Raw genomic sequence first — 19,332 nt, forward strand, 5'->3', positions numbered from 1 at the left:
CCTTTATGACAGGGTGAGTTTGGAAACCGCAGCGCTTAAGCGGTTCATTGCACGAGACAATACTTCGGTAGAAGCGGCAGTCGAGATGCGGAAAAACGGGGAAAGCTCATAGGCGCTGCCGGGTACGGCGGCAATACGGGCTTCCTTCAGGATGTAGGCGGTAATCCCGGCGTCATCATGCAGGGTTTCACCTGTTTCGGTGACGGCACCGATCAAGGCGGCACAACCGACGAACGCGTAGAATGCACCGCCTGGCGGGTCGAGCGTCAACCCGTCTATTTCGCCGATACGTGCAACGACCAGATCGCGGCGTTCTTCAAAGGCTGCACGGAACCTGCGCACGTCATCCTGTGGTCCGTTCAGGGCAGCGGCAGCAGCGGCTTGAGCCACTGCGCAGGCGCCGGAACAAATCTGGCTTTGCACCTTGGTCATCGCTGCGATCAAGGGCTGCGGGCCTGCGCCATAGCCGATCCGCCAGCCGGTCATTGCATAGGCCTTGGAGACGCCGTTGACGGTCAGCGTGCGATCCTTGAGGTGCGGGCATGCGGCGGCGAAAGACAGAAATTCTGCGCCATCAAACAGGATATGCTCGTAAATCTCGTCTGACAGGATCAGGACATCCGGGTGCTTTTCCAGCGCGGCTCCCAGCGCACGCAGCTCGTCACCGGAATACACAGTTCCCGCCGGATTGGACGGCAGGTTGAGCATGATCCAGCGCGTTCTTGGCGTAATGGCCCCCTCAAGCGCCTGTGGGGTAAGACGGAACCCGTCGCTTGCAGGACACGGCAGGGTTACCGGTGTACCGCCAAGAATCAGAACGATGTCCTTGTACTGGCCGAAATACGGGGCGCAGAGCAGTACCTCGTCGCCGTCTTCGAGTGTTGCCATCATGGCGTTGAACAGGACCTGCTTGGCCCCGTTGGATACGATGACTTCATCGGCGCTGTATGCCAGCTTGTTCTCGCGTGCGAACTTGGCCATTACTGCCTGCTTCATCGCAACCGTGCCGCCTGTCGGCGGATAGCGGGTTTCGCCGTTCAATGCGGCCTTGTGCGCGGCTTCAATGATATGAGGCGGCGTGTCGAAATCCGGCTCGCCCAACCCAAGGTCGATGACATCCTCACCTGCCGCCTTTGCCGCCTTGGCGGCCTGTGAGACCCAGGCGGACGCGGATGGCTTGACCGGCGCAAGACGGGAGGCGGCAAAGTTCATTTTAGCTGCCCTTTCACAGCGCCCAGCAGCGCATCAGAGGCCTTTGCAAGCAACGATGCATCGGTTCCGCAGGCCACAAACGTGAAACCTTCGTCCAGCAGTTCTGCCGCAAAGACCGGGTCAAGAACCAGCGTCCCGACCGGAATGCCCATGGCGATCAGTTTCCGGGCGGCGGGCCTGATAATCGCCCAGACCTCTGCGTCCATCGGTTTGCCGACCTTGCCGATGTCAGCAGCAATGTCGGCGGGCCCAAAGAAGATGCCGGAGACGCCAGGAACAGCCGCAATCTCTTCGGCGCGCGCCACAGCGGCGGCAGTTTCGAGTTGCAGAACAACCGTTACTTCATCCTCGATACGGGCCACGTAATCCGTCACCCGGCCAAATTTGGTCGCACGGGTCGCACCGGACACGCCACGTATGCCACCGGGTGGATAGCGTGTGGAGGCCACCGCCTTTTCCGCTTCCTGCACTGTTTGAATCATCGGGAACAAAAGCCCCGGCACTCCCAGATCGAGCAGCCGTTTAACAATAACCGGATCGTTCCATTCCGGCCGCACGATTGCGGTCGTGTCGGTCGCTGAAAATGCCTGCAGTTGCCCGAGGACGCTGAAATAATCATTGGGCGAATGCTCCATATCAATCAGCACCCAGTCGTAGCCCGCCGGTGCCGTCACTTCGGCAACAAACGGGCTGGAAAGCGAAATCCACAGGCCAACCTGTTTATTTCCCGCCGCAATTGCGCGGGTGAAACGGTTTTGGGCCAGTTTCATCAGATAATCGCCTTTTCAATGATCGGGCGGTTCTGTTCGATGCGCTCAAAGTTGAACGGCGACATGTCGAGCGATTTGTAGGCCCCATGCACCATGATCTCCGCCGTGCCGCGCCCCATGGCGGGGCTTTGTTGCAGGCCGTGGCCGGAAAAGCCGTTCAGGAAGAAGAAATTTTCGACCTGGGTATGCGGTCCCATGATCGCATTGTGATCGAAGGTATTGTAAGCGTAATGACCACCCCATTCTGACTGCACCCTGATCGCCTCAAACTGCGGGATGCGTGTGGCCAGGACAGGCCAGACGTGATTTTCCCAGATGCTGTGATCCATGTGAAAATCATCGTAATCGACGGCGGGGTCGACATCGGAATGGCCGCCACACTGATAGGTGCCGCCTCCGTTTTCACGCACGTGAACACCCGATGGGTCAATCGTCAGCGGCAGATCGCGGTCCAGCGGCGTTTCCGCCGAGAAAATCCACGAGAACCGCTTGCGAGGCTCAACAGGGACATTGAGGCCGGCCATCTTTGCCGTCTCAATCGCGCGCGGACCAGATGCGTTCAGAACTTGACCACATGCAATCTGCTGGCCTGATTTGAGTGTAATGCTCTCGACCCTTGTGCCGGCAGTGTTTTTGGTCATTGCCACAACTTCGTTATGGACGAATTCCACGCCGCGCTCGCGGGCAGACCTGCGCCACCAGTCAAATACCGCCGTTGCGTCCCAAAACCCCTCATCCACAAGATTGATGGACCCCAGCACAATGTCATCCACGTTATAAAATGGATAGGCTTCCCTGATCTGCTGGGGTGTCATCAATTGCGTTGCCGCACCGGCGGCGACTTGCGTGGCTTGGCTTTCGCGCAGGACGTCGGCGAAATCGTCGTTGTCCGCCAGATACATGTAGCCGAAATTCTTGATTTCCAGATCCGGGACACGGTCATCATTGCCCATATATCGGGGCAGGTTCTTGACGAAGTCCGCTGCAAACTGGGAAATCCGAACATTCAATTCGGTTGAGAACTGCTGACGCATGCAGGAGTTGGTATGCATCGTTGAGGAGTTTTCGTAAGTCGGATCTCTTTCCACGACGAGAACCGTGCCATCGAAATCCGCGTCATCCGACAAAAACCAGGCGGCAGAAGCACCCATAATGGCGCCTCCCACGATAACGATGTCATAGCTGGTTTCCTGCGGTGCCTGTGTTGTCATTTGACTGCTTCTCCCTTGGCTATTGCCGCCTGGACGGCCGCGATATCGGACGCGCCCAGACCATAGTCATTGGCTGCTGTTTCAGCAGAGATATATCCACGCTCAAGATCGCGCTTCACCAATTCGACCGGCCGGTCTTTTGGATCGCCATAGCCGGCACCGCCGGGAAACGCCATCATCACCTTGCGGCCGTGCGGGACGAACTGCTTGCCCTTGCCGTTCATCGGCGTGCCGTCGTCCTGCACAATTGTGGTTGCAGCACCGGGACCACCACCGCGACGCCCGCGCGCGGGATGCTTGACGCGATCAAACATTGCCTGGATGTCGAACTCGTGACCTTCCCGGGCGCCCACCTCCATATATTGTCCAAGGCCGCCGCGCAGCTTGCCGGAGCCGCCTGAATCGGGTCGTAGTTCCTTACGCCATATGATGACTGGGCCGGCGTGTTCTGTCGCTTCAACCGGCATGGTCATCACGCCGGATGGAAACGCAGTGGCATTCAGACCGTCATGTTCGGGACGCGCGCCCGATCCGCCGGAGTTGAACGTCAACACCTCGGACCGCCGCGCGTTTTCCGGCGCAGGCGCGTCGGTTCGCGGGCGTAACGAGACCTGGAAGTTGCACAGACAGCCTGCGCCCTCTGCCGGTACCAGCCCCGGCACGATCTTGTCGAATGCGTCGAAGACGGTATCCGGCACAAAGTGACCTACGATATGTCGTAAAGCGACAGGTGCAGGGTGTATGGCGTTAACAATGGTGTTGATTGGCGCTTTGATCTCAAACGGAGCGAGGGACGCAGCGTTATTGGGTATTTCAGGCGCGATTGCGACCTTGAGCGCGTAGCATGCATAGGCCTTGGCATAGACCAGCGGGCAGTTGATGCCCTTCTTGTCGAGACCCGAAGTGCCGGTGAAGTCAGACACAATCCTGTCTTCATGAACGCTGACCTTGACCTTAAGCGTGATCGGTGTGTCGAATCCATCTATGGTCATCTCGCCTGTCGCTGTCTTGCGCGGAAGCGCTGCGATCCGCTCGATCGTGGCGCGGCGCGAGTTTTCAAGGACGAAGGAGGCAATATCGTTCAAATCGTCGAGCGCGAACTCCTCCATCATGTCGATCAGGCGCCGGTGGCCGATTTCATTGCAGGTTGCCAGCGCATACATGTCACCGATCAGCTGATCGGGTTCGCGCACATTGCCGCGCACGATCCGGACAAGCGTTTCATCGACGCGGCCGCGCTCGGCAAACTTCATGATCGGAATGTAGAGACCTTCTTCATAGACGCTTGCAGCATCAGCGCCAAAACCGCGTCCGCCGATGTCCACGATATGGGCCGTACAGGCGAAGAACCCAACCAGTTTGCCACGGTGGAATGACGGGCTGACCATGGTGATGTCGTGCAGGTGCCCGGTACCTTCCCATGGATCGTTGGTAATGTAGACGTCGCCCTCGAAAATGTTGTCTCGTGCGATGCGGCGGATGAAGTGCGCCACCGCATCTGCCATTGCGTTGACGTGGCCCGGCGTGCCGGTAACGGCTTGCGCCAGCATCCGGCCCTGCACGTCATAAGCGCCCGCTGACAAATCGCCAGCCTCGCGAACCGAAGTCGAAAAGGCCGTGCGCACCAGCGCCTGCGCCTGTTCCTCGACAACTGAGATCAGCCGGTTCCACATGACCTGATAGGCGACGTTGGAATGTCCTTTTGTCATGGTGCTATGCCTTCACAAGGATGTCGATGCAGCCGTCGGGCTGGCGGACCGCAGTGCGGCTGGAGGGGATGATGATGGTCGTCTCGTCTTCGGTGATAACGCCTGGCCCCGGTACAGCAGCACCTTGTGTCATGTCATTACGCAGAACGACGGTGGCATCGACGAAGTCGGCAACAACAGGATCGAACAGTTTCCGGTCACCTTGTGCGGGTGCCTCGCTGGAGCCTGGATCCTCGGACACTCTAGCGACTGTCTCCGGTGGTGTGGTGGCATTCACCGACCAAACCGTGATCTCGATGTTCATTCCTTCAACAGGACGGCCAAACAGCTTCGTGTAGTCCTCAATAAACCGTGCCTCGAACGTGGCGACATCCGGGTTCATCGCCTGGTCTTCTGTCAGGGTGACGGGAATTTCCCAGCCCTGGCCGGAATAGCGCATATAGGCCTTGAATTCGGACAAGATCGGGCTGTCGGCGTCACAACTGCGTACAAACCCGGTAGCTTCGGCCTTCAGGTCAACCAGCAGGGACCTGATCTTCTCCGCATCAAAACCGTCCAGGGTCATATAGACTGACCGGTTCGCCTCAAAGCTGAAGGGCGCACGCAGGAATCCGATGGCGGAGCCGACCCCTGCCCCCGGCGGGACCAGCAGGCGCCCCACGCCGAGTTTCTCGCACAAACGCCCGGCGTGAAGCGGCGCTGCGCCTCCGAAGGCGATCATGGTGTATTCCGACAGGTTCTCACCATTTTCAACCGCATGAACACGGGCGGCGTTTGCCATGTTTTCGTCCACGACCTCGGCCAGGCCGAAGGCAGCAGTCGTTGCATCCATATCCAGCACGTCACCCAGAACAGTGGTGAGCGAATTTGCTGAAGACTGTGAGTCCAGCCTGATCGAGCCGCCGGCAAAATTTTCCGGATCCAGCTTGCCCAGCACAAGGTCTGCATCTGTGACCGCGGGCTTGTCTCCGCCGCGTCCGTAACAGGCTGGCCCCGGTTCCGACCCTGCACTTTCCGGTCCAACGCGGATCTGGCGCAGGCTGTCTACATGGGCGAGTGAGCCACCGCCGGCGCCGATTTCGACCATGTCAATCACGGGAATCGAAATCGGCATGCCGGAGCCTTTCTTGAAGCGGTAGGTGCGCGCGACCTCAAACACACGCGACGTCTTGGGTGTCTGGTTCTTGATCAGGCAAATCTTGGCCGTTGTGCCGCCCATGTCGAATGACAGGACCTTGTCCAGTCCATAGCGTGCCGCGATGTTGGCCGCGAAAACCGCTCCGCCGGCAGGCCCGGACTCCACCAGACGCACCGGGAATTCTGCAGCACTCTCGATGGAAATAATCCCGCCGCCGGAATGCATCAGGAATATGTTGCAGTGCGAACCCTCGTCGCGCAGACGCCCCTCAAGGCGACTCAGGTAGGATTTCATGAGCGGCTTTATGTATGCATTGGCGACTACTGTGTTGAACCGCTCATACTCACGCATCTGCGGAGAGACCTCAGACGACAGCGACACCATCGCGTCAGGCATTTTCTCGGCCAGCACATCACGGACCAGCGTTTCATGCGCATCGTTGAGATAGGAGTGGATCAGGCCAACCGCAACGCTTTCATACCCGGCAGCGGCGATCTGATCGACTACTGGTTCGACGTCTGCACGCGTCAGAGGCATCAGTTCAGTGCCACTCGCATCAATGCGACCCGGCACAGTGTAACGCATCTGACGCGGCAGCAGCGGCTCGGGCAGATTGAGGTTCAGATCATATTGCTCAAACCGCGATTCAGTACGCATCTCTATCACATCGCGAAAGCCTTCAGTTGTGATCAATGCGGTCTTGGCACCGCGCCGCTCAATCAGTGCATTGGTTGCAAGCGTGGTGCCGTGGATGATCTGACCGATCTCGGACGGTGTGATTCCAGCTTTTGTACAGACCTGTTGCATCCCACCGATAATGGCGTTTTCAGGCGCGACATAAGTGGTCAGCACCTTGGTCGAATACGATGAGTTGTCGACCTCTAGAACGACGTCGGTAAACGTCCCGCCAATATCGACACCAAGGCGCACAGATTGCTTTTTCATAGGACCCACCTCAAACCAGCTGGTTCGAATTTGCGGGACGCACTGGATAGCCTCAAATTATTTATCAATATATGAGTGATAAAAAAATTTGATCCTGAATATCTTCGTGTTCAGCTGCTTAAAAACTCGGTCACTGCGTCAGCAGCAAGCTTTGCGGAATGAATCAGGTACAAAGCCGCCTTTTCAGACTGATATCTGGCGGCAAACCGCAACGGCGCAGGCGTCCAGTTCACCTTAACTTCGACAAGCCGCTTGTTGGCGATGTCTCTTTCGACAAGCGCTCTGGGAAGCAGCGTGACCCCCATTCCGTCAGCAGCCATCTGCACGCAGGACGCGAGACTATTGGAGGCGACAAATCTCGTGGTCGGCAGCGAACTCTCGTGTGCATGCTCCACCAGTTCAACGTAGGCCTGTGTGTGGCGAGCATGGGTCAGCACGGAATGCGGAAGTAAATCCGCCACGGTCAGGTCCCCCTTGAGTGCGTCTGCCATCTGCATGCCCGCGACCCAAATGTAAGGAAATTTCCCGAGCTCGATAACACCGCTTGCCACGCTTGCAAACGGCGCGGTCTGGATGGCGAGATCCAATCTGTTTGCACTCAGCTCGCTATCGAGGTTGCGGGACAAGTCCACCGTCAGTTCAACGTTAAGTGCAGGATACGCAGCTTTTATGCGCCGCAGATATGCGTGAAGCCAAGTGCAGGCTACCAACTCGGTCACCCCCAATCGTAATCTGTCAACGACAAGATCTGACCGGTCGGCAATTTCGACGATACGCTCCACATCACGCATTACGGTGCGAGCCGCTTCGAGAATTTCACGTCCCTTGTCGGTGAGCTGAATGGACCCGGCGTCGCGTTGCATCAGAACCACTCCCAACGTCTTTTCAAGTCCGGAAATCCGTGACGAGATGTTGGGTTGAGTTGTATTCAGGTGATGTGCCGCCTTACGAAAACTGCCAAGTTCCGTGACCCAGATCAACGCCTCAAGCTGTTTGATATTGAGCACATTTCCGATCATCTTGCCGCACTCCAACACCAAGTCATTACAAGCGCTGCCATTGAATATGATCGGAGCGTGTACATGCTTTTCAATTATCAGCAAGACCATACAAGATAAAAAGAACTTATCCTACATCCTGTTTGCTTCTCTCAATCGAGAAACGAACTGCCATAAAGAGTCCCATGACAACAACTTCATCCAGGCATCGAGACCTGCGTCGCCCTAAGCCTACTGGCGCGCCGCCGTCACCGTGCTGTCATCAGGATTGACGAACCCGGATGCGCCTGACACCCGGGTCAGGGCTGCAACGGCGTCGATCTGGGCGATCAGGGCTTCGGTTTCGCGATAGATCGGGTTGCGCAGGCCACAGCCGAGGGTGAGTTTTCGCGCCATTTCGCGGCTTTCCCTGAGCGCGTCAAGCAGCCGGGCATAATCGTATTCTTCCGGTACGGGATGATAAAACGGGTTGCGCACATGCGCGGCTGGTTTGTTCCTGGCCATGTCTGATCAGCGTCCCCTGCCCTTTGCCGTCCTGTAATCCCACAACGCACTGACAAGCTGCCTGCCGCCGCAGCCGGAACACACGAAATGAGCGGCAGCCAGCTGGATCGGCAGGTCGCGCGGGATCCTCCTCGGTATCAGAGACGGCGGAATATCCACCGAACGGGTGCACGGCACGCACCTGACTTCAAGGTGCGCATTGCGATCGCAGATATCCTGAACCGTCTCCATATACATGAAATGTTCTTAATATGTTCTCCCGCATCGATTCAACAAAAAACTGATCCGCTCAAGGCGGCTCAAGCGCTTTCCAGCCCTCCAAAGCATTCATAAATATCTGTTTTAAAAAGTTTTATTGTAAATGGAAAATATTTTGACAGTACACGGTATAGTTGAATTACCCTGCCCTGGCGGCAGAGACTCAGGTCAGCCCATAGTGCTCTGCAAACGGATCATGGGCGGCGTCCTCATGCCAGGTATACTCGGCGTAGCGCGCAACCTTTCGGGCTGTGTCCTTGTCATGCAGCCGCTCGATCACAGACAGGCTCATGTCCATGCCGGCAGACACGCCTGACGAGGTGAACAGCCGCCCGTCCTCGACCCAGCGGGCCCTGGCGACCCAGTCCACATCGGGGCCCTGCTCCTTGACCCAGGCGAAGCTCATCTTGTTGGAGGTCGCCTTGCGGCCGTCCAGCAGGCCGGCCTTTGCCAGCAGGGCAGACCCGGTACACACCGACATGATAGTTTCAGCCTGGGCGGCTTTTGCCGTCAACCAGTCCATCATTGCGGGGTTGTCAACCTGGGCCCTGGTTCCCGGCCCGCCGGGGACCAGCAGCATGTCGAAAGATTGTGCTGCGGCAAACGTGTGATCAACACACGCGCGCTGGCCATGGGTGCTGGCCACCTCGCCTTCCTGTTCGGCCACTATGGACAGGCTGAACTCTTCGGGCAGCATGCCGAACATCTCGATGGGACCGAACAGGTCGAGGGTTTCAAAGCCCGGAAATACCAGGGCTGCAATGGATCGCATGGGGAAAATCCTTTTCAGGTAATCAGGAAATTAACCGAGGTCGGCGCATTCGGGATGGTCCTTGGTAAAGCGCTTGGTCGAAGCCGGGTTCTTCACCAGGTGCCTTTGCGGCCTGATGGGGCGGACCACGAGATTGCCGCCGCAGTTCGGGCAGACATTGCCAAAGCGCTGTTCGGCACACTCGGCGCAGAAAGTACATTCGAACGTGCACATGCGCGCATCGGTGGCCGCTGGCGGCAGGTCCTTGTCACAACATTCACAGTTCGGCTTGAGCAACAGCATGTTCAACATCTCCTTTGCAGATCGTGCGGGTTTCGACGGGGCTAGACTAGCAGACTAAGCTTTGGCATAAATGACAATATGACCTCGTTTTCTGCCAAACCCGCTCACAGTGTTGTTTTCATCGTGTTTCCACAGGTGAAACTGCTGGATCTGTCCGGCGCGCTGCAGGTTTTCGAAGACGCAAACAGTGTCTGTGCCGCCAGTTACGAGACAGCCATACTGGCGTTGGAGGCAGGTTCTGTGAAAACTGACACGACCGTGTCGATTTCCGCCAACACCATCGCGCAATGGCCGAACACGGCAATTGATACGCTGATTGTGGCGGGAGGCCCCGGCACACGCGCTGCATCAGCCGACGAGGCCCTCATCACCGAAGTCAGGCGCCTGGCTGCGACCAGCACCCGGGTGGCGTCCATATGTACCGGGGCATACGTGCTGGCAGCCGCCGGGCTGCTGGATCACCGGCGGTGTGTGACCCACTGGGAGTCCTGCTCTCACCTGCAGGACAAATTCCCGCAGGTAAATGTCGATCCTGATCCGATCTATGTGCGCGACGGCAATGTCTGGACCTCGGCAGGCGTTACCGCCGGCATCGACATGGCGCTGGCCATGGTGGCAGACGATCACGGGCGCACAGCCGCGCTGGCACTGGCCCGGTCTCTGGTCGCCTACATGATGCGTCCGGGCGGGCAGTCGCAGTTCAGCCCCGTGCTGGACCAGCAGGCAAGCGATGCCGGCGGGCGCTTCGAGGCCCTGCACACCTGGATCATCGACAATCTCGACCGCGACCTGAAGGTGGAAAAGCTGGCCGAGGAGGCAAACATGAGTGCCCGCAATTTCGCCCGCGTCTATGCGTCAGAAACCGGCTCATCACCGGCCCGGGCAGTGGAACGGTTTCGCGTGGAAGCCGCCCGCAGGCTGCTTGAAGACACCGGCCTGCCGGTCACCGCCATAGCCGACCGCTGCGGCTTCAACGACGACGAACGCCTGCGCCGCGCCATGACGAGAGCGGTCGGCCTGTCTCCCAACGATTACCGCAAACATTTCGGGGCCGGCAGCCAGGCAGCCGGATAGGGGCCGGTGCCGGGACAGACTTATTGCGGCGGTAGCAGGACGAAATTGCCGACATGGGTCTTCTTCAGGAATTCACGCTGGGCCTCCGCGATCCGGTCGAGCGGGAAGGTTTTTGCCAGCAGAGGCCGGATTTCACCGCGTTCGATATAGGACACCAGATTTTCAAACACCGGTTCGTCCCACGCGGTGCAACCGATAAGGGTCAGGTCGTTCAGGTAGAAGGTGCGCATGTCGAGAGAAACCACCGGCCCGCCGATTGCGCCTGACGAGGTATACCTGCCACCCCGCTTCAGCACATCAAGCATCCCGCCGAACGCCGGTCCGGCCACATTGTCGACAACGACGTCGACACTGTGCTCGCCCAGGCGGGCAACGACGTCGTCATTGCGGTCGATGACCTCATCAGCGCCGACAGATCTCACCTGGTCAGCCTTGGCGCTTGCCGCGATACCCGTCACCCTGGCGCCACGGCGCCTGGCCAGTTGAACAACCGCTGAACCGACCCCGCCCGACGCACCGGCTACGAGTACATGCTCGCCTGCGGACACTCCGGCTCGATGCAGCATGTTTTCCGCAGTGCCGTAAGCGCAAGGGATAGTGGCCAGTTCGGCATCGGACCAGTCACAGTCCACCGGGAAAACATCCGACGCCGGCACTTTCACGAACTGCGCAAACGCACCGTCGAAATCCGATCCCATCCAGACATTGTCCATTGTGGCGTAGCCGGACGGGCGCATGCAGGAGCGCACCAGGACCCGGGCGCCGATCATGGTCTCATCGCCACCGTCGGCAACCGCAACCACGCGCCCGCAGCAGTCGGTGCCCTGGATGAACGGAAACGGCGTCGGCGCGTTCCAGCCGCCGTCCTGCTTCGGCGCTGCATCAACCTGTGCAGCCGCCTCTGTGCTGGTGGTCACCGAGGCGGAATACCAGCCAAGCCGGGTGTTGATCTCGGTATTGTTGATGCCCGCAGCCAGCACCTGCAGCAGCACTTCACCCGGCCCCGGTTCAGGCACCGGCACTTCGCGATAGACCAGCTTGTCGTAATCACCATTGCCGGTAGTCACAACCGCCATCATGGTGGACCTGCAACCCGACGTGTCGAAACGGTCCTGCCCGGAAGTGCTCATTCGTGATCCTGCCCATATTGCAACTGCCAGACTCAGCTAGCTTGATAGCTGGCCGATCTGTGAGTTGGCAACTGCTCAAAGATCATTTGCAGGCCGAAGAGCTGCGAGGTGGTTTGTTCAGTGGCGCGGTGTTGTATGCTTTGGCGTACTTGTCAAAGTCAGGAAGCGATTTGCACACAGGTGGCAGCATCACCAGACACGAGCTGTCGTAAAGTGCATTTCGCAAACCTTCAGATGCACACTCGATCCCCGGTATCACTATCTGTGATCGCGATGTGTCGGTTCTTCCAATGAAACGGAAGGCGCCTCTCTGCAAATCCAACTTTGCGTCATTGACGGCGTCCGCCGGGTCGAAAACTTTCCCAAGTATGGATTGCAGATTCGAACACCTGATATAGGGGTACTCGAGATGAATTCTGTCCGTGCCGCCAGGCAGCCTGCATCCCGGATCAACAGTTCTGGAAATTCCCGTTTGAAAAGCCATGTCGTGACGGTCAAAGTACGGCGCTCGAGTGGGCGTCCAAAGCAGAGCCATCAGCACGACCAGCACCAGCGCCGTCGTCAGGCACAGAAACCGGACATTGTTACTCGCGAAACCCAAGAGGAGTTTTCTCCATAAATATCAATATTTTAGATAGGTACGGTGAGAGCCTGATTCAAATCGATGGCGCTGACGGCAGTGACAAAACGCGAAAATTGGTTAATCTGCTGCACGTGCCCGGATCACATCCAACCATTACAAAAAGAAGGGGCGGACATGCCTGATACGCCTGCAAATACCGGTTCCGGTGACTGGCTTGGCCCCGGCAAGAACAACGTGACCCTTGTCTATATCCTGTACCTGGCCGGCTTCGTGCTGGGCGGGTTGTCGACATTGGTTGGCGTGATATTCGCCTATCTCAATCAGGGCAAAGCTGATCAGGTCAGTCAGACCCACTACCGTTACGCCATCCGCACCTTCTGGATCGGATTGCTCTATTCCCTGATCAGCGCCGCGCTGATGATCGTCGGCATAGGTTTCCTGCTGCTCCTGGCAGTTGCCGTGTGGCTGATAATCCGATGCGTCAAGGGCCTGCAGGCCGCATCGGCGGGAAAGCCCATCGCCAATGTCGAAACCTGGCTGTTCTAGCAGGTAACCGACAGGCCTCCGGTCCACCCCACGCTGCCCCCTGTGTTGATCCAGATCAAGGTGATGTCCTGTGCCGGTGCTAGCACTTCATGGCGGGATGACAGATGGCGTATTTCAGATACGCAGGCTCTCCCGAGATGACTGGAATTACCGGCATGACGGGAGACCCCGGTGGACCTGAGCTGGCTGATAGAAAACTTCAGTGACGCCGGAAGTGCCACCATCGGCGGGGGCGCCATAGGTTTCGTGTTTGGTATTGCGGCACAGCGCAGCCGGTTCTGTCTCAGGTCAGCGACTATCGAATTCTGGCGCGGTTCACTCGGGCCCAGGACAGCCGTCTGGCTGCTGGCGTTCGGAGCCGCACTGCTGGGCGTGCAGCTGTTGTTTTCAGCAGACATTCTGGACGCCGCATCGGTGCGCCAGTTGTCGACAACCGGCTCTTTGTCCGGCGCGGTGATCGGTGGGCTGATGTTCGGGTCCGGCATGATCCTGGCAAGAGGTTGTGCCAGCCGTTTGCTGGTATTGTCGGCAACAGGCAATCTGAGAGCCCTGATCACCGGCCTGATCCTGACCGTGGTGGCCCAGGCGTCCCTGCGGGGCGTCCTGTCGCCTGCCCGGCTCGAGCTCGCGTCACTATGGCTGGTCGGGCCGGAAGCCAGAAACCTGATGGACCACGTTCCACACAATAGCGGGCTGGCCGCAGGTCTCGTCATACTGGCGCTGGCGGCGGGCATGGTCCTGCATCACAGGCTTGCAACCTCGCTGATTACAACCAGCCTGACAGTGGGCATTGCAGTCACCGCCGGATGGTGGTTCACCGCGACACTGGCCGGCCAGTCCTTCGACATCGTTCCGGTTCAAAGCGTCAGTTTCACCGGCCCGTCAACCGATACACTGATGGCCGTGGTAAACCAGCCGAACCTGCCGCTGGGTTTTGGGCTGGGCCTGGTGCCGGGTGTATTTGCCGGGTCTTTCGTCGCGTCCTGCCTGTCGGGTGAATTCCACATCCAGACATTCAACGAGCACGCGCCGATGCCGCGCTACATAGCCGGGGCCAGCCTGATGGGATTTGGCAGCATGCTGGCCGGCGGGTGCGCGGTTGGTGCCGGCATGACGGGCGGTGCTGTCCTGGCGCTGACGGCGTGGATTGCGCTTGTGTGCATGTGGCTTGGTGCCGGCGTGACCGACCTGGTTGCCGATCGCAGGCCGGGCCAACTGGCAACCGGTTGACGGATCGCCATCACAGTAACATCCGGCGGGAAAATATCACCGCGACACCGCTGGCCGGCACAGGTATCATGCCGCCATGAATGAGATTTCAGACGCGCTCGATCTCGATGACGACATCGAGGTTGTTGGCGAAGACCACCTGCCTTCAAGCTTTGCCGTCACAGACCTTGCAACTTCCTCCTTGGGCGCCGTCGGGAGCTCAATCTCCGCGCTCATGTGCCAGTCAGGCATTACAGGCCACCGGCCCCGCGTTACCGTCGACCGCAGATTATCGTCGCTCTGGTTTGCACGCTCCATCTATCCCGTAGACTGGGAGATGCCGCCCGCCTGGAACGCCATCGCAGGAGACTACGAAGGCAGGGACGGCTGGATCAAGCTTCACACAAACCTGCTGCATCACCGTTCGGCAGCTGTCGAGGTGCTGGACTGCGCAGTCAACAAACAGGCGGTCACTGAAGCCGTTGCCACATGGTCCGTTGATGAGCTTGAAACAGCGATTGTCGACAATGGTGGCGCAGCCGCTGCGATGCGACCCCGCTCGGCATGGACCAGCCATCTTCAGGGCAAGGCAGTGGCATCAGAACCGCTCATTGCCTGGACCGATATGCACAAGGGCACAATCAGGAGCCGGCCGGCGTCTCCAGGCCGCCCTCTGGAAGGCTTGCGCGTGCTGGATCTAACCAGGGTCCTGGCAGGCCCGGTCGCGACCAGAACGCTGGCGGGTTTCGGCGCCGACGTACTTCGCATTGACCCAGTGGACTGGGACGAGCCAAACGTCGTACCCGACATCACGCTGGGAAAACGATGTTGCCGCCTCAATCTGCGTGACGGGGATGACCGAGCGATTTTCGAGGGCCTGCTTTCCGACGCCGATTTGTTCATTCACGGCTTTCGTTCCGATGCGCTTGAAGTCCTGGGCTACGGAGACGCAGCGCGCCGCCGGATTGCCCCCTCAATGATCGACGTCCGCCTGGACGCTTATGGATGGACCGGACCCTGGTCGCGCCGTCGCGGGTTCGACAGCCTGGTGCAGATGAGCTGTGGCATTGCGCACGCCGGAATGACACATGCCGGCAACGACAAGCCGACACCATTGCCGGTTCAGGCCCTTGATCATGCCACCGGTTACCTCATGGCCGCAGCTGCGATACGGGCAATTGCAATTGCTGAAAGCAGCAACCTTGTCGGATCTGCAAAACTGTCACTCGCCCGCACCGCCGAACTCCTGTTCGCCTATCGGCAGGACGATCCGGCATCGCAGGATTTGCACCCTGTCTCGTCTGATTATTCCGACGCAATCGAGCATACCCCCTGGGGTAAGGCACACAGACTGAAGGCACCGCTTGATGTCGAAGGTGTCCCCATGGCCTGGTCCAGACCTGCCTGTGAACTTGGTTCGGCCCGACCGACCTGGAATTGAATTGCTGAAAATTACCATGGAAGGCCAGGGCAATCATTCAAGCTCGGCCCCAAGCGCTTCCATGACCATGGACTGGAAGTGATGAACGGCATGCTCGCTCAGTTCCGTCTTGCCGTGGTCGACGATGAAACGGCCTTGGTTGTAGCCTCTTGAATTCAGGCCGCGCTGCACGCTTTCGCACAAGCCGATGTCTTCCGGCTGCAGGACATTCTTCTGGTAGTCGGCAGCCTCCTTCAATTGCGGCGTCAGGACGCCACCCGGCGTAAACCAGTCCTGGTACTCAATGGTTCTCGCCGGATCCTTCGGATTCATCTGCAGGACCGACAGGTTGGCTTCGCCCGGGTAAATCCAGATGGTGAAGTTCGGCCAGACAAAGAAGCCCGCATAGCCGAAGTCAACCTCACCCGGCTCGAAGGAATAGGCATTGCTGGTCGTGGTGCGCGGTGCCGCGGCGCACTGGGACGAGTACCGTTTGTGGGTAATCGTGCGGTACGAATTCATGTCGACGAGATCGACGAAATCCTTGTGCGCCGGCGCACAGTGGTAACACTCCAGAAAATTGTCGACCAGGATCTTCCAGTTCGACGCCACATCAAAAGTGTCGCGCTGCGCGAAGGCCAAAGTGTCGACCGACGGCATGTAGTGGCGAATCTCGTCTTCCAGGCCCTTGAACTGCTGGGCAAAGGAAACCGCGTCAGGGTCCAGGTTGACCATGATCATGCCGCAGAAAACCTCCAGCCGGACCTGTTTCAGCGCAAAGTCGCACTTGTTGAACCCGGCGACATTCTCCGAGTTGCGGGCGCTGACGAGGTTACCCTCAAAGTCAAATGCCCAGGCGTGATAGGGGCATGTGATGACGTTCTTCTTGCCGGTTCCGTGCACAAGTTCATGGCCGCGGTGGGCACATACATTGTAGAAAGCGCGCAATTCACCGTCGCGTCCGCGAGCCACGAAAATGTTCTGTTCATGGATGGCGGTGGTAAAGTAGCTGCCCTGCCCGGTAACCTGCGATGCGTGCCCGGCATAGTGCCATGTCCGGTAAAAGATCGCTTCCTTTTCAAGCTCATAGGTTTCCGTACTGGTGTAAAATCGCGCAGGCATGGTGAACGACGCAGCCGGATCTGCCCGGAAGGGAGCGTCGTTTTTTCGCTTTTCAAGTACCGAAGACTGCATGTTCACGCTCCTCGCAAGTGAGTTGACAATTCACGTTACAAAAGTTGCACTAATCCAAAAATACCTGCAAAACATCATTTCTTTGGCATTTGAGAAAGTAACGCTAATGCAAAATGTCAGAAGGAAACTTCCGCACCTTGACCCCCTGATCGCGTTCGAGGCGGCTGCGCGGCTGTCCAGCTTTACGCTGGCGGCCCGGGAACTGAATGTAACCGCCCCGGCGGTGAGCCAGCAGATCAAGGGCCTGGAGACCGGTCTGGGGATTTCGTTGTTCCGGCGCGGTCACCGTTCCGTTCAACTGACGGATCGCGGCAGGCTGTTTCAAAACAGCGTCTCGATTGCCCTGACACACCTGGCCAATGCCGCCGACGAAGCCTGTATCGACGACGGTATTCAGCAACTGCAGATCGTCACCGACACATCCATTGCAAGCATGTGGCTGATGCCAAGACTGCGCCAGTTTGAACAGCACCATCCGGATTGCACCTTCCGGCTAACCACGACCGACGTGCAGACAGACCTGCTCAACGGCGATTTTCAGATCGCTATCCTCCATGGCCAGGGAAACTGGGTCGGCTACGAGTCCCGGCTGCTTTTCGAAGAAGAGGTTTTTCCGGTGTGCAGTCCCGGCCACCTCGACCGGCTTCCGGCAAGGCTGAGGCTTGAAGACATTCCGTCCGCCGATCTTCTCGACCTTGAATACGAACAATGGCACTGGATGAACTGGGCAATCTGGCTGACGGAAATCGGCCTTCCCCTGCCGGACACGCAGCGCAAAATGAAAACGAACAATTACCCGTTCGTCATAGACGCCGCGTGCAATGGTGCCGGACTGGCCCTGGGCTGGAAACATCTGGTGGATGACCATCTTGCCAGCGGTGCGCTGGTGCGGCCGTTTTCCGAAACGGTGAAGACACAAAACGGATATTACATGGTGTGGCCGTTCAACACCGAAATGGCTCCTATAGCCGCTGCCTTCCACGACTGGATCCTGGCAGAATTCGGCACTGAGAATACCGTCCCGCGATCGCACCGGTTCCAACCATAGCTGGAAAAACCTGACCGCCCATGCTACCAACAGACGTCAACATGGAGGTTTTATGTCCCGGTAAGGTGGGGAGGCGAGATGGTCTCCCGATGCAAAACTCAGACAGCAATCAACATTTGCCGATACCGGCAGATGCCCTGTCCGTTTGCCACTTCAGAAGCAGCTGACACCATGCCCGGGCCCGGCCCGCGGCCGGAACATGAAAGTTCGTAGCAATGACACGGGATTACTCACAATTCCTCAAGCCCACCGCGAAAGCCGGCGGCGCACCACGTACACTCTCAACACTGGAAGCCCTTGGCTGGCAGGCGTTTTTCGCCCAGCAGACCAGCGTCGACGAGATGGCCGAAACGCCACCTGCCCGCGTCATCGAGGTGCACCGCAATGGCCTTCATGCGATGGGCGACGAAGTGGATACGGTCATTCCCCCCGGGCCCGATGCCACGGTGGGAGACTGGCTGCTGCTCGACAAAGCCCATCCAGCTTCAAGCCGCGTTCTGGAGCGCAAGAGCCTGATCAAGCGCCGCGCCGCCGGGCACGACCGCCAGACCCAGCTGATCGCTGCCAATATCGACACGGCGTTCATCGTGTCTTCCTGCAATCAGGACTTTAACGTGGCGCGGCTTGAACGCTATATCGCCCTGGCCTTTGAGGCTGATGTGGCACCTGTTATCGTCCTGACCAAGACCGATTTGTGCGAGACACCGGATCAGTATGTGGCACAGGCAAGCGCAATCTCCAGCCTGGTCCCGGTCGTGGTCCTCGATGCCCGCGGCGACGAGCCAAGGTCGAAACTGGCGGACTGGTGCAAGCCGGGCCAGACGCTTGCATTCCTGGGATCATCCGGCGTGGGCAAGTCGACACTGATCAACGCGCTGTCCGGCACCCAGTCCATCGAAACCCAGGCCATCCGCGAAGACGATGCCAAGGGCCGCCACACCACGACAAGCCGCCAGCTTCACATCCTGTCGGATGGCTGCGCGGTTCTGGACACACCCGGCATGCGGGAGCTTCAACTGACCGATGCAGAAACCGGGGTGGCTGATGTCTTTTCCGATCTGCATGCGCTTTCAACACAGTGCCGGTTCAACGACTGTCAGCATGAGACAGAACCGGGATGCGCTGTTCTTGCCGCCATCGAAGCCGGAGATGTCGACAGTGAACGGCTGGCGCGCTGGCAGAAACTTGTTGCCGAAGACCGGCACAATTCAGCCAGCCTTGCCCAGAGAAAGTCCAAGGACAAAGCGCTCGGGAAACTCGTCCGTCAGGTCCAGAAGCTGAAAAAGAAGTGACTAACAGGTGCATTCGCATACTGTCGGTTACAGCCCG

General features: G+C 58.5%; 18 protein-coding genes. 6 read left to right on the plus strand and 12 right to left on the minus strand.

From position 1 onward, the window contains the following. Positions 1 to 3: 3 nt before the first annotated feature. The 10 genes from DHN55_RS15505 to DHN55_RS15550 all read right to left on the minus strand — a co-directional run bounded on the left by DHN55_RS15505 (position 4) and on the right by DHN55_RS15550 (position 9,799). Complete coding sequence (locus tag DHN55_RS15505) at positions 4 to 1,212, minus strand: aminotransferase class I/II-fold pyridoxal phosphate-dependent enzyme (RefSeq protein WP_108882371.1); 1,209 nt, start codon at positions 1,210 to 1,212, stop codon at positions 4 to 6. Continuing rightward, entirely contained in the window at positions 1,209 to 1,982 is a 774-nt protein-coding gene (locus tag DHN55_RS15510) for an aldolase/citrate lyase family protein (protein ID WP_108882372.1), read from the minus strand. Before DHN55_RS15510 ends, DHN55_RS15505 begins: the two co-directional genes overlap by 4 nt. Then, positions 1,982 to 3,193, minus strand: a complete 1,212-nt coding sequence (locus DHN55_RS15515; protein WP_108882373.1) for an FAD-dependent oxidoreductase — start codon at positions 3,191 to 3,193, stop codon at positions 1,982 to 1,984. The genes DHN55_RS15510 and DHN55_RS15515 overlap by 1 nt, the downstream gene beginning before the upstream one ends. Next, complete coding sequence (locus tag DHN55_RS15520; protein WP_108882374.1) at positions 3,190 to 4,902, minus strand: hydantoinase B/oxoprolinase family protein; 1,713 nt, start codon at positions 4,900 to 4,902, stop codon at positions 3,190 to 3,192. The genes DHN55_RS15515 and DHN55_RS15520 overlap by 4 nt, the downstream gene beginning before the upstream one ends. A 4-nt stretch (positions 4,903 to 4,906) precedes the next feature. Continuing rightward, entirely contained in the window at positions 4,907 to 6,985 is a 2,079-nt protein-coding gene (locus DHN55_RS15525) for a hydantoinase/oxoprolinase family protein (protein ID WP_108882375.1), read from the minus strand. 110 nt (positions 6,986 to 7,095) lie between these two features. Beyond that, complete coding sequence (locus DHN55_RS15530) at positions 7,096 to 8,004, minus strand: LysR substrate-binding domain-containing protein (RefSeq protein ID WP_108882551.1); 909 nt, start codon at positions 8,002 to 8,004, stop codon at positions 7,096 to 7,098. A gap of 210 nt (positions 8,005 to 8,214) precedes the next feature. Beyond that, a complete protein-coding gene (locus DHN55_RS15535; protein WP_108882376.1) occupies positions 8,215 to 8,487 on the minus strand; it encodes a hypothetical protein in 273 nt (90 codons plus the stop codon). A gap of 6 nt (positions 8,488 to 8,493) precedes the next feature. Continuing rightward, positions 8,494 to 8,724 carry a hypothetical protein gene (locus tag DHN55_RS15540; protein WP_108882377.1) on the minus strand — a complete coding sequence of 77 codons (231 nt, stop codon included), beginning with the start codon at positions 8,722 to 8,724 and terminating at the stop codon, positions 8,494 to 8,496. A gap of 184 nt (positions 8,725 to 8,908) precedes the next feature. Next, complete coding sequence (locus tag DHN55_RS15545) at positions 8,909 to 9,517, minus strand: DJ-1/PfpI family protein (protein WP_108882378.1); 609 nt, start codon at positions 9,515 to 9,517, stop codon at positions 8,909 to 8,911. A gap of 30 nt (positions 9,518 to 9,547) precedes the next feature. Further along, positions 9,548 to 9,799 carry a DUF1272 domain-containing protein gene (locus tag DHN55_RS15550; protein WP_108882552.1) on the minus strand — a complete coding sequence of 84 codons (252 nt, stop codon included), beginning with the start codon at positions 9,797 to 9,799 and terminating at the stop codon, positions 9,548 to 9,550. A 78-nt stretch (positions 9,800 to 9,877) separates the two neighbouring features. Between DHN55_RS15550 and DHN55_RS15555 the strand changes: the two genes are divergently transcribed. After that, positions 9,878 to 10,873, plus strand: coding sequence for a DJ-1/PfpI family protein (locus DHN55_RS15555; protein ID WP_108882379.1), 996 nt, complete (start codon positions 9,878 to 9,880; stop codon positions 10,871 to 10,873). Positions 10,874 to 10,893: 20 nt separating this feature from the next. Here the strand turns inward: DHN55_RS15555 and DHN55_RS15560 are convergent, their stop codons facing one another. After that, positions 10,894 to 12,003, minus strand: a complete 1,110-nt coding sequence (locus DHN55_RS15560; protein ID WP_337660378.1) for an alcohol dehydrogenase family protein — start codon at positions 12,001 to 12,003, stop codon at positions 10,894 to 10,896. Between the two features lie 757 nt (positions 12,004 to 12,760). On the opposite strand from DHN55_RS15560, the gene DHN55_RS15565 reads away from it, so the two are divergent. The 3 genes from DHN55_RS15565 to DHN55_RS15575 all read left to right on the plus strand — a co-directional run bounded on the left by DHN55_RS15565 (position 12,761) and on the right by DHN55_RS15575 (position 15,782). Then, complete coding sequence (locus DHN55_RS15565) at positions 12,761 to 13,132, plus strand: hypothetical protein (protein ID WP_108882380.1); 372 nt, start codon at positions 12,761 to 12,763, stop codon at positions 13,130 to 13,132. 171 nt (positions 13,133 to 13,303) lie between these two features. Continuing rightward, on the plus strand, positions 13,304 to 14,362 hold the full coding sequence (locus tag DHN55_RS15570) for a YeeE/YedE family protein (RefSeq protein ID WP_337660379.1): 1,059 nt from the start codon (positions 13,304 to 13,306) through the stop codon (positions 14,360 to 14,362). Between the two features lie 76 nt (positions 14,363 to 14,438). Then, entirely contained in the window at positions 14,439 to 15,782 is a 1,344-nt protein-coding gene (locus DHN55_RS15575) for a CoA transferase (protein WP_108882381.1), read from the plus strand. Between the two features lie 33 nt (positions 15,783 to 15,815). Here DHN55_RS15575 and DHN55_RS15580 read toward each other — a convergent pair whose 3' ends face one another. After that, positions 15,816 to 16,955 carry an SRPBCC family protein gene (locus DHN55_RS15580; RefSeq protein WP_108882382.1) on the minus strand — a complete coding sequence of 380 codons (1,140 nt, stop codon included), beginning with the start codon at positions 16,953 to 16,955 and terminating at the stop codon, positions 15,816 to 15,818. Between the two features lie 106 nt (positions 16,956 to 17,061). Here DHN55_RS15580 and DHN55_RS15590 point away from each other — a divergent pair, with 106 nt between their 5' ends. Together DHN55_RS15590 and rsgA are read left to right on the plus strand one after the other, a co-directional pair. Further along, complete coding sequence (locus DHN55_RS15590) at positions 17,062 to 18,003, plus strand: LysR substrate-binding domain-containing protein (protein ID WP_337660380.1); 942 nt, start codon at positions 17,062 to 17,064, stop codon at positions 18,001 to 18,003. Positions 18,004 to 18,218: 215 nt separating this feature from the next. Further along, complete coding sequence (gene rsgA, locus DHN55_RS15595; protein ID WP_108882383.1) at positions 18,219 to 19,295, plus strand: ribosome small subunit-dependent GTPase A; 1,077 nt, start codon at positions 18,219 to 18,221, stop codon at positions 19,293 to 19,295. Positions 19,296 to 19,332: the final 37 nt, after the last annotated feature.

The organism is Anderseniella sp. Alg231-50 (assembly GCF_900149695.1).
GTDB lineage: Bacteria > Pseudomonadota > Alphaproteobacteria > Rhizobiales > Aestuariivirgaceae > Anderseniella.